Raw genomic sequence first — 17,373 nt, 5'->3', positions numbered from 1 at the left:
TATTAAAGGAAGGTTGAAATGCCCCAAGCTCAATCTGGTATTTGTGCTGAAGCAAATTTACATGGTTTATATTTACTATTAAATGTGCTTGATGGCCATGATGATTTTATTGCGACAAAGCTGATAAAAATTATTGAGCTACAAGAAGAGTTTGCAGATCAGTTCTCTGAATCCTTATTGTCTTGTGTGGTTGCAATAGGGGCTGAATACTGGCCACATCTTAGCCCTGAACAATTACCCGATGGTCTTACTGGTTTTCCGCATCTTGATGCGCCCGATTTTGCTATGCCTTCACAACCTTATGATCTATTTATTCAAATTCGCTCAGATAGAAGTGATGTAAATCATTTGTTTGGTTTGCGGGTTTTACATATTTTGTCTCCTGATGTTGAGTTGGTTGAACAAATAAAATGCTTTCGTTTTTTAGATGGTCGCGACTTTAATGGCTTTATTTATGGCGCTGATTTACCTCATGGTAGAGGAAAGCGCAAAACGGCATTAATAGAAGAGCAAGATCCAGCATTTCAGTTAGGTAGTTTTGTTAATATTCAACGCTTTCGTCATAATTTAAACAAGTGGCAGTTGTTAAGTTTAGAAGAGCAAGAGTCAATCATGGGGCGTACGCGCTTAGATAACCAGCGAGTTGCTAATATTAGCCCCAATAGCCACGCTTTGTGTGTTGAGCTTAAAGATTTTTCGGGTCTTCCATCACTGCTAGAGCAAGGAATGCCATACGGAGACATGAATGAGCAGGGGATGTTTTCAGTCTGCTACAGTGGTGATGCGACAGCTTTTAAACGCTTGCTTGAAAGCCGTTTAGGAGATGGGATCCAATACGATCATTGGTTGGATTTTAGTAGCGCAGATATGGGGGCAACTTTTTTTGCCCCATCAATTGATTTTTTAAAGCAGCTCGCGCAGCGAACGTAATAGTCACTTAAACGTTATCAAACAGGTGCTTGATGCGCTCTAATGTGAGATCTATTTCGCTTATTTTAGCCGGCGCAATAAAAATAGTATCATCACCTGCAATGGTGCCCAAAACACCGTCAGATTTACCAAGCGAATCAAGCAATCGAGCAATTAATTGAGCTGCCCCAGGGCTGGTGCGGATAATAATCATCATTTCATTATGCATAATGTCGATAACTAATTGACGTAGCGGGCTTTTTGCTGTTGGCACGCCCATTTCTGCAGGTAAACAATACACCATTTCTTGTTTTGCATTGCGAGTGCGAACAGCACCATATTTACTGAGCATGCGCGACACTTTACTTTGACTAATATTGTCAAAGCCTTGCTCTTTTAAGGCATCAACAATCTCACCTTGAGAACCAAAGTTTTCTTCTTTTAGTAATGCTTTAAATGCTTTTACTAGCGCTTCTTGTTTGTCGTGTAGTTGCATCGCTTGCTTAGTCAGTTTTTAGTTAATAATTAAATTCTACACAATTTCACGGTGATATGCACAAAATATGCGGTGTAAAAGCCTAAAAAATGCAAAAGATACGTCGGTAATTGCATGTTTATGCAAGTTTTGGTTTTTTTATGATACAGGACGCAAAGAGTAATTTACTACTATAGTCGCGAATAGTAATAAAAATAGCGGGTTTAATTTGTTTTTATGCGCAGTTTTCATTATCTTTAGGGGCAAATTTTTTTACCTACCTCTTTTTACGGAGAATATAAATGAAAGTAGCCGTTTTAGGTGCAGCTGGTGGTATCGGCCAAGCCCTGTCTTTATTATTAAAAACTAGTCTTCCAGCTGGTTCAGAATTGTCATTATATGACGTTGCTCCTGTAGTACCTGGTGTTGCTGTTGATTTATCTCATATCCCAACTGATGTAAAAGTGGCAGGTTTTGGTGCTGATTCATTAGGCGCTGCATTAGTAGGTGCTGATATTGTATTAATTCCTGCTGGTATGCCACGTAAGCCAGGCATGGACCGTGCTGATTTGTTCAATGTAAATGCGGGTATTATTAAAACATTAGCTGAAGGTATTGTTGCTAACTGTCCAAAAGCTTTAGTGGGCATTATCACAAATCCAGTTAATGGCACTGTACCAATCGTTGCTGAAGTATTCAAAAAAGCGGGTACTTATGATGCAGCTCGTGTATTTGGTATTACTACATTAGACGTAATTCGTTCAGAAGCGTTTATCGCTGAATTAAAAGGTGTTGATGTTGCTACTGTTAAAGTGCCCGTTATTGGTGGTCACTCAGGTACAACTATTCTACCTTTATTATCTCAAGTTGAAGGCGTTACATTTACAGCTGAAGAAGTTGCAGCGTTAACACCTCGCATTCAAAATGCGGGTACTGAAGTTGTAAATGCTAAAGCGGGTGGTGGTTCTGCTACTTTATCAATGGGTGCAGCTGCAGCACGTTTCTGTATGTCTTTAGTGAAAGGCTTACAAGGTGAAGAAGTGGTTGATTATGCGTATGTTGCTGTTGAAAATGGCGATGCACCTTATTTTGCACACCCAATCCGTTTAGGTAAAAATGGCGTTGCTGAAATTCTTTCTTACGGCCAATTAAGCGCGTTTGAAGAAAAAGCTAAAAATGACATGTTAGCGACTTTAAAAGCTGACATTCAAGAAGGTGTTAATTTTATTCAAGGTTAATAATCTTGTTTAAATAACAAAGGCCAGCATTGCTGGCCTTTTTGTTTTAATGATTTTACTTTTTAGTGCGTTCTATCAACAGCTAAATGCGCTAATCCAATCAGTGCTTCTTTATATTTTGAGTCTGGTAATACAGCTAAGCATGCTATCGCCTTTTGCGATTCCTCTTTTGCTTTATTAAGAGTGAAGTTTAGAGCATCCGTATCCGCTAAGGCTTTGAGTACATCATTTAAAAATGCACGACCATTTCCTTGTTCTATCACTTGGCGGATTAATGCAACTTGCTCTTTATTGCCGTGTTTCATTGCATAAATGAGTGGTAAAGTAGGCTTACCTTCAGCAAGATCATCCCCAATACTTTTACCCAGTTCAGCTTGGTCTGCACTGTAATCAAGTACATCATCGACGAGTTGAAATGCAGTGCCCAAATGCATGCCATAAAACTTTAATTGTTCTTCTACCTCAGATTTTTGCTGCGTAATGACTGCTGCAAGCTGAGTCGCAGCCTCAAAAAGCTTCGCTGTTTTACTATAGATGACTTGCATGTAACTTTGTTCAGTTGTGTCAGGATCGTTACAATTCATTAACTGTAAAACCTCGCCTTCAGCAATAACATTTGTTGCGTCAGCTAGAATTTTCATTACACGCATTTCTTCAAGGCCAACCATAAGCTGAAAGGCGCGAGTATAAATAAAATCACCAACGAGTACGCTCGCTGCATTGCCAAATTCAGCATTTGCAGTGGCATTACCGCGACGTAAATCAGACTCATCAACAACATCATCATGCAATAGAGTGGCGGTGTGAATAAATTCAACAATTGCAGCGAGTGTGATATGTGCATCACCTTGATAGCCGAGTGCTTTTGCAGACAGAATGGAAAGCATTGGGCGAACTCGCTTGCCACCGCTATTTACAATGTAAAGACCAAGTTGATTAACAAGGGCTACGTCAGATTGCAGCTGTTTATAAATTAATTGATTGACGCGCTGCATATCATTATCTGTAAGCGCTTGGATAGATTTGATATCCATTGATCTCCGGACCAGTTTCTAGGGGTAGTTTTGCAAGGCTGATTATACATCATTATTTATATGAGCTCGACCGTTTAATGCTAGCTTCGGCGCATTAATTAAACTAAAATGGAGGTCAATAAATCAGTCTTAGCGATAAAAAGCTATTGATGGTTCAAAAAGTGAACGATAGCAGAAAAATATCTTATTCTATTCATGAACGATATTTATTAACCTTAATCCATTGTAAGTGTTAGTTTTTTTTATGGGTTCATAGGTAAGCTTATTTTTATTTTTTTTAGTGGAATATACTTGCTTGTGTTGGTTGTTTAGCGTAAACTTCGCGGCCATTGAAGAATATTTAGTTGCACCGATTTGAGGGTGCACGAATGGAGTTAATTATGTACGCGGTTTTCCAAAGTGGTGGTAAACAGCACCGTGTGACTGAAGGTCAAACATTACGTTTAGAAAAATTAAACGTTGAAACTGGTTCAGCAGTTGTGTTTGATACAGTACTTCTAGTTGCTAATGGTGAAGAAATTGCGATTGGTGCACCTTATGTAGATGGTGGCAAGGTTACAGCTGAAGTTGTATCTCACGGTCGTGGCGAGAAAATTAAGATCGTTAAATTTAGACGTCGTAAGCATTCTCGTAAACAAATGGGTCACCGTCAGTGGTTCACTGAAGTTAAGATCACTGGCATTAGCGCTTAATTAAGAAGGTACAGATAGATGGCACATAAAAAGGCAGCTGGTAGTACTCGTAACGGTCGCGATTCAGAAAGTAAACGTCTTGGCGTTAAACGTTTTGGTGGCGAATCAGTATTAGCGGGTAGCATCATTGTTCGTCAACGTGGAACTAAGTTTCACGCTGGTGCAAACGTAGGTATCGGTAAAGACCATACAATTTTTGCAAAAACTGACGGTAAAGTTCAGTTTGAGCATAAAGGTCCATTAAACCGCCAATACGTTAACATCGTAGCTGAGTAATCAGTAAGGTGTTTTGAAAAACCTCGCTAAGGCGGGGTTTTTTGTTTTTAATATTTATTTTTGTTTAACTTAACTTCCTAAATTACCAGTCATCTAGCGGCTAGCATTCGGTTCACTCGTTTTTTACACTAACGATGCATGAATTACACATGCGATACTTAAACTGTTTGGTTTGTAAAATATCGGTATCTTGAGTAAAAGATAAAGATTAAATGTGAAATGATTGTACTGAATTTTCTATTCAGAGTATTGATTGCTATTATGTTATAGAAAGCTAATACGCAACGATTTATAATTGTTATAAGTTAAAAATTCAAGTTATTCTGTAAGCGAGAAACCATGAAATTTGTTGATGAAGTGGAAGTCCGAGCCGAAGCTGGTGATGGTGGTAGCGGAGCCGTTTCTTTCCGTAGAGAAAAATTCATTCCTGAAGGTGGTCCTGATGGCGGTGATGGTGGTGATGGCGGCAGTGTATATTTTGAAGCTGATGAAAATCTCAATACCTTAATTGATTATCAATTTGAACGCTTCCATCGTGCTGAAAGAGGCACTAACGGCCGTGGTGCTAAATGTACCGGTAAAAAAGGCGACGATTTATTTTTAAAAGTACCGGTAGGAACTCGCGTATCTGATGTTGAAACATCCGAGTCAATGGGCGATTTAACTCGTCATGGCCAGCGTTTATTGGTTGCTAAAGGTGGATTTCATGGTTTAGGAAATACACGTTTTAAGTCAAGTACTAACCGTGCTCCAAGACAAAAAACGTTAGGAACTAAAGGTGAAATTCGCAATATACGTTTAGAGCTATTGTTGCTTGCTGATGTTGGTTTATTAGGTATGCCTAATGCCGGTAAATCAACGTTTATTCGTAGTGTGTCAGCAGCGAAGCCTAAAGTTGCGGATTATCCATTCACGACATTGGTGCCTAACCTAGGCGTTGTGCGACCTGATGTGAACAAATCGTTCGTAATTGCTGATATTCCAGGGTTAATTGAAGGCGCAGCTGATGGTGCAGGTTTGGGAATACGTTTCCTTAAGCATTTAGAGCGTTGCCGTGTATTGTTGCATATCATTGATATCCTGCCAGCAGATGGTTCTGATCCGGTAGAAAATGCCCATGCAATCGTTAGAGAGCTTGAGCGTTATAGTCCTGAGCTTGCCTCTAAACCACGCTGGATTGTGTTTAATAAAATAGACTTATTACCACAAGATGAAGTAAATGCACTTTGTAGCGATATTGCTTCTCGATTAGATGTGCATGAGAACATTTTTAAGATTTCAGCTGTCAGTAAGCTAAATACAAAAGAATTATGTTTTAATGTTATGGATCTTCTGGATTCTATGCCTAAAGACAAATTTGAACATGAAACCCAAAAAGAAGTCGAATTTAAGTGGGATACATATCACCAAGAAGTTATTCTTGATGATCTCGATGATGATGATGAAGATTGGGATGAAGATGATTACGATGTTGAAGTCGTATATCAACGATAAAAAAGGCGCTTAGCGCCTTTTTTATTAGTTATTAATTTAATGAAAAAGTATTAGGTGTTTTTGTGATAATTTCAATGATTGCTGCGATGGCAAATAACCGTATTATCGGACAAAATAATCAAATGCCATGGCATTTACCAGCTGATTTACAGCACTTTAAGAAGGTCACTTTAGGTAAGCCTGTGATTATGGGCAGAAAGACGTTTGAGTCAATCGGGCGACCTTTACCAGGGCGTAAAAATATTGTTATCTCTCGTAATGAAAGCTTTACTGCTGAAGGCGTTTTTTTTGCAAAAACACCAGAGCAAGCTATTGAAATTGCTGGTGAAGTTGATGAGGTAATGATAATAGGTGGTGGGCATGTTTATGAGCTTTTTCTCCCGAAATGTCATCGTTTATATTTAACATTTATTGCCCTTGAAACGATGGGCGATACTCAATTTCCTGACTATGAAAAAGTAGGCCCTTGGCAGCTTGTTTCAAGCGAAAAACACCAAAGTGACAAATTTAATCCTTATGGCTATACTTTTGTAACTTATACTAAATAATCATTAGCTTGTTGCATGATTTTTAGCATTCTGATAGAATTTTTACACTCTCACTAGGTAAAAAGTATTAATAGGAAGGTGCGTTCATGAAAGTAACAACCATCATTTTATTCGGGGCTGTAGTAAGTAGCGCAGTTTTTATGTCAACATCTGTGCGTGCAGAAGATGAGCTAGTAGCCAGTATTTGTGATTATGTTGCTGCTGATGATAAAAATCGCCTTCGTAAAAAGCTCGATGATAGCCGTTTAAAATTACGAAATGTTTACGATGATATTTTGTGTGGTGGAAATTCATTATTACGTCATGCGATGACTAATAATGCAACCAACGCTGGCGAATTTATTGTTAAGCAGCTACCAAAACAAAAGCTTGTTGATAGTGGTGACTTCGATTGGGCTAATACAAATGGCCATGGTGGTTCTGCAATCGCTGCAGCGATTAAAGAGCGTGCTGGATTGTAATACCCCTTATTTTTTTAAAAGGTCTGCTAAGTATTTGCAGGCCTTTTTTATTTAAAGCGCTAAATACCCAGAAGACTAGATAACCTCAATACTAGATAATAATACCAATCGTAATAAATAACTGATCACCCAAGCTTGTTAAAACACTCGATAACTTTGTTAAATTTTTTGATTGTAGAATAACTACTTATCGAAAAACTCTGCCTTGTTCTCAAGCGTTTTTCCTACGCTATTTTTGATCATTTACTTATCGTGATTGGTATAAATCAATCTCAGGCTGCTATTTTCAACGCTACTTATGTTCGATTAACTTGAAATAGGCCTGTCGTCGAAACGTTAATTCGCCTTGGTATGTCTTAAAATCTATTGATAGAGATGCTTAACTCAGAAGTCTAGCTTGAGCCTCATATTCAAAACGCAGATGAAATAAGATCAGTTAAAGCGTGATAGTGATGCGTTTATCAAGATGAGATCATACTTGTTGATTTGACAGCAATGTATTTTGATGACTTCAAATAAGTGTTTTAATCACAAAAATAAGCGCAAAGTCTAGATGAAAAATCGAGTACAGAAAAAATGCGACCGAAGCCGCATTTGATAGGAAGTATCTATAAAATTAAAATGCGTATTTAGCTGAAAATTGTAGGCGATTTAAATCACCATCAACACCACTTTCAACTTCTCGATTGGCATGGCGGTATTCAACACCAAAAGTAAGTTGTTTCTCCGGTGAGTAAAGTAAATTAGCACTGTAGCTAGTGCTTGATTTGGTCGGGCTACCATAAACATTGGCTAGATCGCGGTTATTGTCCGCTTCTAAGAATGAATAAACAAACGTAGAACGAACTTTGTTGCTCCACTGATGCTGATAGCCAACAAATCCTGAGGTTGAGTCAATCGCATCCAGATCATTTCCATCAAGTACTGCACCATTTGCAGCATTTAAACCAATATAACGACCAAGCCCTGTACCTTGTGTAAGCATAAACTTGAGGTTGTTTTTACCTAGATTAATTTTTCCTGAAACGCTTACACCATAAGATGTTTCAGTCGCATTGATATCCTCTTTATTATACTTTAATTGGCGGGCTAAACCTGCAACAACAAGCTGACCCCAATCTGCATTATGAGTATAACGAGCTGAGAAATCGGGGATGCTAGCGTCATCTGTTTCAACGCGAGCGCCGTTAACGGTTACGGTACTTTCAGGATTTTCTGCTGAGAAAGACCAATTGCCGCTGGTATATTTAATCATTGTTTGGCGGCTAAATACGGTACCTTCCGTTGGCCCTACAAAATCAAGGGTTTCAGGTAGTGCGCCTACATTTTGGAAGTTTGACCAAGCTTGACCAAATAACCAGCCATCATAGGTTACATAGGCTTGTCTTAAGCGTGGTACGTATGAGTTCGAAATCCGCTCATCGCCGCCAGCGGTAACCATAAAATCAAGTTCGATTTTAGTTTTAATGCTTTTGCCACCATCTAGCTTTGTCTCTGTATCGAAGAAGAAACGAGATTGTCTAGCATGCATATCAAATACTGCATCGTTATTTTTTGCATCAGAGCCAACTGGTGTGGTCACCGGAACATAAAAATCACGACCAATACTACCACCAGAAATCGTGCCAGCGGAGAAATCGCTCCACATAGCATCTAATTTTACATAACCACCATAAGTAACATTTGTTGAATCTAAACTTGCAGCTTGAACACCCAAGCTGAGTGCGCTAAGAACTGCAATTGCGCTTAATTTTTTTGTTAATGTAATTGTTTTCATCACTGTTTCCCATATGAACGTGCTGACTTACTGTTGTTTATGAATAGAATTTGCTCAATTACCTTTTGGTCTATACGACTAAGGTGTTAGATGTAAATATTATGTAATAAATCAGCCATTTTTAAACGTATTTGTAAGAGCGCCACTTATATACAGAACATTGTTCACAGGAGCAAACTATGAGTATTCATTGGCTTTAATAGATAGAAACTGTGATTTTTGAGGTGGTTTTTTGTAAAAAAACTAAAAAATATTCGTTAATGGCTTGTTCTTAATCAATTGAGGGCTCTATCTATACTAAGGTCTAATGTTTAATAGGAGGTAGCTGGGTAATTCTTGGGAGTATATGCTCAAGGCACGATTTTTTAGGAGACTGTTATGTCACAAAGTATTTATCCAGTACCAGAGTCAATTAAAGCAAATGCATTAATTGATGACGCGAAATATCAAGAACTTTATCAATGGTCAATTGACGATCCCGCTGCATTTTGGAAAGAGCAAGGTAAACGTCTTGATTGGATAACGCCATTTACTAAAGTTAAAAACACTTCTTTCGATACCGGCCATGTTGATATTCGCTGGTATGAAGATGGTCAATTGAACGTATCTTACAACTGTATCGACCGTCATTTAAAAGACAAAGCAGATAAAGTCGCGCTAATTTGGGAAGGTGATAATCCGGAGCATGGAGCGCATATCACGTACCAAGAGTTACACGATGAAGTGTGTAAGTTGGCTAACGGCCTTAAAAAGTTAGGGGTAAAAAAAGGCGATCGCGTAGCGATTTATATGCCGATGACACCGCAAGCTGTGTATGCAATGCAAGCCTGTGCACGTATTGGTGCAATTCACTCTGTTGTATTTGGTGGTTTTTCACCTTCAGCAATTGCCGATCGTATTCGTGACTCAGGTGCAAAAATCGTTATTACTTCTGACCAAGGGCGTCGCGGTGGTAATGCTGTACCTCTTAAAGCTAATGTAGACGAAGCGGTTTCACAAGCGAGTGTGACAAGTGTTGAACATGTGATTGTTCATCAGCTTACGGGTGGCGAAGTTGAATGGTTAGACCACGATATTTATTGGCATGACTTAGTTGAAGGTGAAGCATCAACGTGTGAACCAGAAGTGATGGATGCTGAAGACCCGTTATTTATTCTATATACCTCAGGTTCAACAGGCCAGCCAAAAGGCGTGGTTCATACCACGGCAGGTTATTTGGTTTATACCTCACTAACACATGAATATGTATTTGATTTAAAAGATAACGATGTTTATTGGTGTAGTGCCGATGTGGGTTGGGTGACAGGTCACAGTTACATTGCATATGGCCCACTTGCCAACGGTTGTACTCAAGTCTTATTTGAAGGTGTACCAACTTACCCAACAGCTGGCCGTATGGGTGAAATCGTTGATAAACACCAAGTTAGTATTTTATATACTGCACCAACAGCTATCCGTGCATTAATGGCAAAAGGTGATGAACCAACAGCCAGCTCAAAACGCACTAGTTTACGCATTTTAGGATCTGTGGGTGAGCCAATAAATCCAGAAGCTTGGACTTGGTACCATGATAAAATTGGTAATGGTCAATGCCCAATTGTTGATACATGGTGGCAAACCGAAACGGGCGGTATGATGATCACGCCATTACCGGGGGCTACTGCAATGAAACCAGGTTCTGCAACGCGTCCATTTTTTGGTATTGCGCCTGCATTATTTGATGCAGAAGGTAACACACTTAGTGATGCAACAGAGGGGAATTTGGTTATTCTAGATAGCTGGCCTGCGCAAGCGCGTACAGTTTATGGCGATCATGAACGGTTTGAGCAAACGTATTTCTCTGCTTATCCAGGTGTGTATTTTACAGGTGATGGTTGTCGTCGTGATGAAGATGGTTATTACTGGATCACTGGACGTGTAGATGACGTATTAAATGTGTCAGGGCATCGTTTAGGTACTGCAGAGATTGAAAGCGCACTTGTTGCTCATCCTGCGGTAGCTGAAGCGGCTGTGGTGGGTTATCCGCATGATATCAAAGGGCAAGGTATTTATGTGTACATTACGCCTAACGATGGCGTACAAGTAACAGATGAATTGACCAAAGAAGTACGTAACTGGGTGCGTAAAGAGCTTAGCCCAATTGCGTCGCCAGACATGATCCAATGGTCACCAGGCCTACCAAAAACGCGCTCAGGTAAAATTATGCGCCGTATTTTACGTAAGATAGCAGCTAACGAATATCAACAACTAGGCGATACGTCGACACTTGCAGATCCAAGTGTGGTTGAAGAGCTGATTGAGAATCGACTCAATCGCTAAAATGTTGCACATACGTGAGTACAACAAGTAAGATGTCGGCTGTTACCTGTTAGGATAACAGCCGATTTTATTAGGAGTAGACAATGAGCCAGTTTTTGATCGCGGATGATCACCCTTTATTTCGGGAGGCCTTAAAAGGGGCGTTGCAATCAGCGTTTACTGATTTAGAAGTATTAGAGTCAGATAATTTTGAGGCGACATTAGAATTACTAAAGCAAAATGACGAGTTAGACATTTTACTGCTTGATTTGCATATGCCAGGTAATGATGATTTATATGGTTTAATTCGCATAAGAGAAGATTACCCTGAGTTACCCATCGTTGTTGTCTCTGGCAGCGAAGAGATTCAGGTGGTATCAAAAGTAATGAGCTATGGTGCGATGGGGTTTATTCCCAAATCGTTATCATCAGTCGAAATTGCAGATGCCATTAGTCAAGTGTTAGAAGGTGAAACATGGTTACCAACAAAATTAAAAGACCAAGTCGCCGACTTAAGCCCAGACGATATCGGTATTGCAGCGCAAATCGCTTCACTCACACCACAGCAATATAAAGTGCTCAGTTATTTACACGAAGGCTTATTAAACAAACAAATCGCCTACGAACTGCATATATCTGAAGCCACAGTTAAAGCCCACATTACCGCTATTTTCAGAAAGTTAGGTGTGTATAATCGCACTCAGGCGGTTTTAATCGCGTCTAAATTGCAATTAGAACCACAAACAGAAAGCAATTAACGCTTTTATATTCAGTGTTAGATTAATTGTTTATTAATCTAACACCCCTAACAACGCTTAACGAAATACCACCGTTTTATTATCATTAATAAAAAGTCGATGCTCACACGCCAATTGTAAGGCTCTGCAAAATACATTTTTTTCGATATCTCGCCCAAGCTTAGCTAAATCAGCAGCGCCATTATCATGGGTTACATGAATAACATCTTGTGCAATGATAGGGCCTTCATCAAGCTCGTCTGTCACAAAATGCGCCGTTGCACCAATAATCTTCACACCGCGTTGGTAGGCTTGTTCATAAGGTTTTGCACCAATAAATGCAGGCAAAAACGAATGATGGATATTAATTATTTTGCCACTAAATTGACGAACAAATTGAGGGGTTAATATCCGCATGTATTTCGCAAGTCCGACTAAATCAGGTTGATACGAAGCAATTTTGGCTGCGACTTTTGCATCGTGTTCATCGCGGGTCAGCCCGTCATGACTAATAACATGAAAAGGAACACCAAAGCCGGTTACCAGCGGTGCTAAGTCGTCGTAATTGGCGATAACTGCCATCACTTTAATATTGAATGCGTTTTCAAAACATTTTAATAATACCCCACCCAAGCAGTGCGCTTCTTTGGTGGCCAGTAATACTACGTTTAATTTCTGTTGCTCTTTTAAACTCACATGGCTGTTTGGCGGTAAAATGGTGCGTAGCTGGGCAAGTAAATCTTTGTGTTCAAAGTCGCCTTCTAATTCAGTGCGCATAAAAAAGCGTTGATTGAGATTATCTACAAATTCATTATTTTTAATGATATTGAGTTCATGTTCAAAACATAACCCCGTTATTTTTGCAATTAACCCTTTTGCGTCGGGGCAGTCTGTTAATAATATTTTTTTCATGGTTCCTCATTCCCATTTAGATATGCTTATAGCGTTAGCTAAGTACTTTTCCGAGCGAGTTAAGACCTTACTCAGTGAGTAGATACTTATCATTGAATCTTTTTTAGGGCAAGTGAATAAAAGAGGATTTAGTGGGCGTAAAAAATAGCAATAAAAAAACCGACTCAAGGTCGGTTCTTTTGGTAAAAATAAGTATTACTTCACACGCTCTTCAGCAACAAGTAACAGGTGTGGTGATTTTTCTTTAATTGTAGCTAGGTTATCACTTACAACTGATTTTGGTAATTGACCGATGATGAACTCACCCGTATTAAGAGCTTTTGATGTCGCTGAAAATGCTAAAATATTTTCACCGTTACATTGAACTTTATCAAAAATATCACGAATCTTTAAATTATTATCTTTTAAAAATGAACGTAAACGTGATTTATCATCAATTTGAGTGTATTCACAAATGCGCACAGATGTGTCGCCTTCTGCTGCAACATTGGCGCTAAAAGTAGAAATTGAAACTAATGCAAATGCACTAAGAGTAAGTAAAGTTTTCTTCATTGTTAGATCCCGTGAGTCGTATTGTTGCCATTATTTATTGCACTAAAGGTGCGCTAAATATGCACCTAAGTCGTTAATACAAAAACGTTTTAGGTACAGTTTAGTTTGTTAAATACAGTTTAATTATATTTAATTTTTTTGCACTAAATAACTAACAAAAAAAATAAAATAATACTTTAGTATTGCTTTTGGTGTGATGTCACTCACATCCGCACAGTTAGCGACTGTTATGGTTTAACAGTGCTTTAAGCTTAGCAGGTTTTATTGGTTTGCTAAGATAATGAATATTTTGCGCTTTCAGCTGCTCTTTGAGGGCTTGATCGCGCACCGCAGTAATCAAAATTGCAGGCACAGACTTTTGCCAGATCTCCCGTAACGTTTTTATTAACGTAATACCATCACACTGCTCTGCAAGTTGGTAATCCATTAAAATGACATCAGGGGCACCACTTTGCTTGGCGTGATTTAAACAACTTGCGACATTTGAAAATGCACGATGATGCACACCCCATTTTTTCAACAGTGTACCCATCGCAATAAGATTCTCTTCATCATCATCAACCATAATAATGTTAAGTGTTTCACGTTGCTCAGAAAGCACGGCGTTGATATCTTTTGCTTGAATTTTCTCTTGTTGTCCAAGTGGTACTTCGACACTAAAGCAGCTGCCTTTACCAAGGTTAGAGTTAAGCATCAAAGGCAGTGATAGCATATCGGCCATGCGTTTGACCACGCCAAGCCCTAATCCTACTCCTTTATTATCGCTTTTACCGATGCGGTAAAAATCATTAAAAATCCGTTGCTGTTCATATTCAGAAATCCCAGGACCCGTATCCCAAACGGCAATCACTAAATGTAAACCTCGTTTTTTGCAGCCCACTAACACTTTACCTTGTTCGGTATATTTGACGGCATTTGATACTAAGTTTTGAATGATCCGCCGTAAATAAGTAGTGTCGGTATGTACAATGGCATCAGAGCCTCTAATTTTCAGTTGTAGTCCTTTATTTTTCGCCAAAATAGAATATTCGTTTGCTAATGGCGTTAAAATATCTGCAATAGCAAAGTGACGAGGATTTGGGGTCATTGCGCCTTGCTCTAGTTTTGCAATTTCGAGTAATGCAGACATTAAATGGACTGTTGAATCAAGGCTATCACCTAACTTATTGAAGGTGCTTTTATTTGATGCGCTGAGTTCTTGGCTGTCAATGGCGGCTAAGTACAGTCTTGCTGCATTTAGGGGTTGTAAAATATCGTGGCTTGCCAAGGCTAAAAACCGAGTTTTACTTTCATTTGCTTTTTCGGCTTCTTGCTTGGCTTGATTTAGGGCATGCTCAGTTTGTTCTCGTTTTACAATTTGTGCTTCTAAATTAGCATTAATAGCACGTATTTGCTGGGTCCTTGCTTCAATTCGATTTTCTAAATCAAAGTTTATTTCCTCTAGTGCATCTTGTGTTTCAATGTGATTGGTAATATCTGAAAAGCACGTTACAAATCCACCTCCTGGTAGTGGATTTCCTATCATTTCAATTACCTGGCCACTTTTTCGTTTGCGAGTGAAGTGGTGAGGTGTGCCGTTACGTAAATGTTGAACTCGTTTTTGGACTTGCTCTTCAAATTCACCTTCGCCACAGTCTCCTTTACCGACATTAAAACGAATCACTTCTTCAATCGGTTGGCCAGATTCTAAGAAGTTTTCTGGGTATTCAAACATTTCAAAGTAACGTTTATTCCATGCAACAAGCTTTAAATCTTTATCAACAACCGAAATACCATGGCTAAGATTTTCAAGCGAGGTGTAAAGTAAGTTTTGGTTAAATTGCAGTGCTTGTGTGGTTTCATCAAAAAAGTTAACAACTTCTTCAAAGGCCATTTGTTTACCTGATACGACAGCGCCAATGATGGCACGAGCTGAGGAAGCGCCCAGAACACCTGCAAGCGAACGTTCACAATAATCAACAAACTCATTGCTTGGAATGGTATTGTCATCGCCAATGTCATTTAACATCGCAAAATGTACGATGATTTGTTTCGCTCTTTCTATGCCTAAAAAAGTTTGCAGTAATACTTTAAGATCATATACAGAGGCTTTAATTTGCTTATTCGTTCGCTTAGTAAAGATATGTTGTTCTTTGGGGTTAACAAAAGCGGCAGCTTGAATTTTGTCTACTAAGCGCTCATGTGCACCTAAACTAAAGCTGATGTAGCACACAATATTAGCAAAAAGGGCGATAAAGGTGCCTTGAGTCATCACGCTTTGTTGTAGTGTGGCAGTGCCATTAGGGATCCCCTGGATCACAGGGATCATTAAAAAGAGTAACCAACAAATAAAGCCAGCCATTAATCCGGCATACACGCCGTAGGCATGACCTTTGCGCCAATAAAGGCCTCCTACTATCGCGGGCAGTAACTGAGTCACTAATGAAAACGCGACCAGCCCCATGCTTGCCAAAGCTGACTGATCACCAAACATTTGCTGATAAAAATAAGACAGCACTAAAATAGCTGCAATGGTGATGCGTCTGACCAATAAAATACGACGCTTATAGCTACTGGTAATGAGATTACGACGAAACTTGCGTCTGAGCATCATTGGTAATAAAACGTCGTTGGAGATCATGGTGCTTAAAGTGAGTGTCGCCACGACAATCATCGCGGTGGCAGCTGAAAGCCCGCCGACAAATACAAATGTCGCAAGGACATCAAAGCCCTGATTAAGGGGAAGCGCTAATACAAAGCTATCTGCGCCAGCCATAATGCCAATATCTGGGTGCATCGCAGCGCCAGCAATCGGGATGATGACACCGGCTGTGAGAATTAAATACAAAGGAAATGCCCAGCGCGCAGTTTTAAGGTGTTCGACATCTTGATTGTCGACTACGGTGACATGAAATTGCCTTGGTAAACAGATAATCGCCGCTGCTGCCATCAGTGACTGGCCAATAAAATTAAAACTAAAAAAGTCATTACTGTGCCAATGAGTGAACATCTCTGGATGATTAAATACTCGCAGTAAATCGGTATTATCTTGGGTTAAAACATAAATAGATAAGCCCGCCACAGCCATTAGCGCTAACAATTTAACCAGTGATTCAAATGCGATGGCGAGCATTAGGCCTGAGCGATATTCGGTTACATCTACTTTGCGAGTACCAAAAAATATTGCAAACAGTGCCATTGCTAATGTGCCAAAAAAAGCCAGCAATGTGCCTGAGACCCCTTCATTATGCTGCAGTAATACGAAGCTCGTACTAAGTGCTTTTAGTTGAAGCGCAATGTAAGGAATGGTCGCTAAAAGAGCAATTAAAGTGACTAAAATGGCGGTAAATTGGCGCTTGCCATAGCGTGCAGAAATAAAATCAGCAATGGTGGTGATATTTTGTTTTTTACTGACTAAAACAAGTTTGCGTAAAAATCGCTGGCCAAAAATAAATAACAAAGCAGGGCCAAGTAAAATGGGTAAGTAACTCCAACCATGATTAGCCGCAGTGCCGACTGCGCCATAAAAGGTCCACGAGGTGCAATAAATACCTAAAGCCAGCGAATAAACAAACGGGTGGCGTGTTATTTGAGTTGCTCGCAGGGTATTTTTATCGCCCCAATTAGCCAGCCAAAACAGGAGTCCAATATAGCTTAATGCTACAAAAATCAATGCAATGGTCATGAGTTCGCATTCTTATTTTTATTTGTGAGCAAACTGTAACATGACTTTAATTAGAAGTGCCAATTGAAGCGACTTTGCTGACATTAAAAAAAGCAAAAGGTTAAGGCTAAGGCGTTGAAAGTATGTAACTTTAATCTTTCCTGTTCTATTTTTAGTGTATTAGTAAGACTAATGTCTTATTGGGCTAATGTTGGTCATTTTAGTCTTCAATAGAAAGTTGTTTTCTATCTTATTTCTTATTTATTTCATAAGGTTAACTTAATTACCTTGCACCCTTACGTTTACGTAAACTGAAGCGTTAACGGA

The 17,373-nt window shown here is 39.3% G+C and carries 15 protein-coding genes; 9 read left to right on the top strand and 6 right to left on the bottom strand.

Annotated elements, in window-relative coordinates; all coding sequences use genetic code 11:
- The first annotated feature begins 18 nt into the window (after positions 1-18).
- On the top strand, positions 19-930 hold the full coding sequence (locus tag AC3KZC_RS14040; protein WP_490577003.1) for a Dyp-type peroxidase: 912 nt from the start codon (positions 19-21) through the stop codon (positions 928-930).
- A 7-nt stretch (positions 931-937) separates the two neighbouring features.
- Here AC3KZC_RS14040 and argR read toward each other — a convergent pair whose 3' ends face one another.
- Positions 938-1,405, bottom strand: a complete 468-nt coding sequence (gene argR / locus AC3KZC_RS14035) for a transcriptional regulator ArgR (RefSeq protein WP_009838332.1) — start codon at positions 1,403-1,405, stop codon at positions 938-940.
- 281 nt (positions 1,406-1,686) lie between these two features.
- Here argR and mdh point away from each other — a divergent pair, with 281 nt between their 5' ends.
- Complete coding sequence (gene mdh, locus AC3KZC_RS14030) at positions 1,687-2,622, top strand: malate dehydrogenase (protein WP_490577004.1); 936 nt, start codon at positions 1,687-1,689, stop codon at positions 2,620-2,622.
- 62 nt (positions 2,623-2,684) lie between these two features.
- Here the strand turns inward: mdh and ispB are convergent, their stop codons facing one another.
- Positions 2,685-3,656 carry an octaprenyl diphosphate synthase gene (gene ispB, locus AC3KZC_RS14025; protein WP_490577005.1) on the bottom strand — a complete coding sequence of 324 codons (972 nt, stop codon included), beginning with the start codon at positions 3,654-3,656 and terminating at the stop codon, positions 2,685-2,687.
- A 380-nt stretch (positions 3,657-4,036) separates the two neighbouring features.
- Here ispB and rplU point away from each other — a divergent pair, with 380 nt between their 5' ends.
- The 5 genes from rplU (at position 4,037) to AC3KZC_RS14000 (ending at position 7,127) form a co-directional block, all read left to right on the top strand.
- Complete coding sequence (gene rplU, locus AC3KZC_RS14020; RefSeq protein ID WP_009838335.1) at positions 4,037-4,348, top strand: 50S ribosomal protein L21; 312 nt, start codon at positions 4,037-4,039, stop codon at positions 4,346-4,348.
- A gap of 18 nt (positions 4,349-4,366) precedes the next feature.
- Positions 4,367-4,624 (top strand): 50S ribosomal protein L27, encoded by a 258-nt coding sequence (rpmA, locus tag AC3KZC_RS14015; protein ID WP_490577006.1) that lies wholly within the window; start codon positions 4,367-4,369, stop codon positions 4,622-4,624.
- A 339-nt stretch (positions 4,625-4,963) separates the two neighbouring features.
- Positions 4,964-6,118 (top strand): Obg family GTPase CgtA, encoded by a 1,155-nt coding sequence (gene cgtA / locus AC3KZC_RS14010; protein WP_490577007.1) that lies wholly within the window; start codon positions 4,964-4,966, stop codon positions 6,116-6,118.
- A 62-nt stretch (positions 6,119-6,180) separates the two neighbouring features.
- Positions 6,181-6,666 carry a type 3 dihydrofolate reductase gene (gene folA, locus AC3KZC_RS14005; RefSeq protein ID WP_490577008.1) on the top strand — a complete coding sequence of 162 codons (486 nt, stop codon included), beginning with the start codon at positions 6,181-6,183 and terminating at the stop codon, positions 6,664-6,666.
- Positions 6,667-6,752: 86 nt separating this feature from the next.
- On the top strand, positions 6,753-7,127 hold the full coding sequence (locus tag AC3KZC_RS14000; protein ID WP_490577009.1) for a DUF3718 domain-containing protein: 375 nt from the start codon (positions 6,753-6,755) through the stop codon (positions 7,125-7,127).
- 616 nt (positions 7,128-7,743) lie between these two features.
- On the opposite strand, the gene AC3KZC_RS13995 is transcribed toward AC3KZC_RS14000, so the two are convergent.
- Positions 7,744-8,904 carry a DcaP family trimeric outer membrane transporter gene (locus tag AC3KZC_RS13995; RefSeq protein ID WP_490577010.1) on the bottom strand — a complete coding sequence of 387 codons (1,161 nt, stop codon included), beginning with the start codon at positions 8,902-8,904 and terminating at the stop codon, positions 7,744-7,746.
- A 378-nt stretch (positions 8,905-9,282) separates the two neighbouring features.
- Between AC3KZC_RS13995 and acs the strand changes: the two genes are divergently transcribed.
- Positions 9,283-11,223, top strand: a complete 1,941-nt coding sequence (acs, locus tag AC3KZC_RS13990) for an acetate--CoA ligase (protein WP_490577011.1) — start codon at positions 9,283-9,285, stop codon at positions 11,221-11,223.
- Positions 11,224-11,306: 83 nt separating this feature from the next.
- Positions 11,307-11,960 carry a response regulator transcription factor gene (locus AC3KZC_RS13985; RefSeq protein WP_490577012.1) on the top strand — a complete coding sequence of 218 codons (654 nt, stop codon included), beginning with the start codon at positions 11,307-11,309 and terminating at the stop codon, positions 11,958-11,960.
- A gap of 57 nt (positions 11,961-12,017) precedes the next feature.
- Here the strand turns inward: AC3KZC_RS13985 and purU are convergent, their stop codons facing one another.
- The 3 genes from purU to AC3KZC_RS13970 all read right to left on the bottom strand — a co-directional run bounded on the left by purU (position 12,018) and on the right by AC3KZC_RS13970 (position 17,067).
- Positions 12,018-12,851 carry a formyltetrahydrofolate deformylase gene (purU, locus tag AC3KZC_RS13980; RefSeq protein WP_490577013.1) on the bottom strand — a complete coding sequence of 278 codons (834 nt, stop codon included), beginning with the start codon at positions 12,849-12,851 and terminating at the stop codon, positions 12,018-12,020.
- A 195-nt stretch (positions 12,852-13,046) separates the two neighbouring features.
- A complete protein-coding gene (locus tag AC3KZC_RS13975) occupies positions 13,047-13,403 on the bottom strand; it encodes a DUF3718 domain-containing protein (protein WP_490577014.1) in 357 nt (118 codons plus the stop codon).
- A 217-nt stretch (positions 13,404-13,620) separates the two neighbouring features.
- Positions 13,621-17,067, bottom strand: a complete 3,447-nt coding sequence (locus AC3KZC_RS13970) for a PAS domain-containing hybrid sensor histidine kinase/response regulator (protein WP_490577015.1) — start codon at positions 17,065-17,067, stop codon at positions 13,621-13,623.
- Positions 17,068-17,373: the final 306 nt, after the last annotated feature.

It is taken from the genome of Pseudoalteromonas sp. J2K-J031, from assembly GCF_058197095.2.
This window is presented reverse-complemented; position numbering and strand designations above follow the sequence as displayed.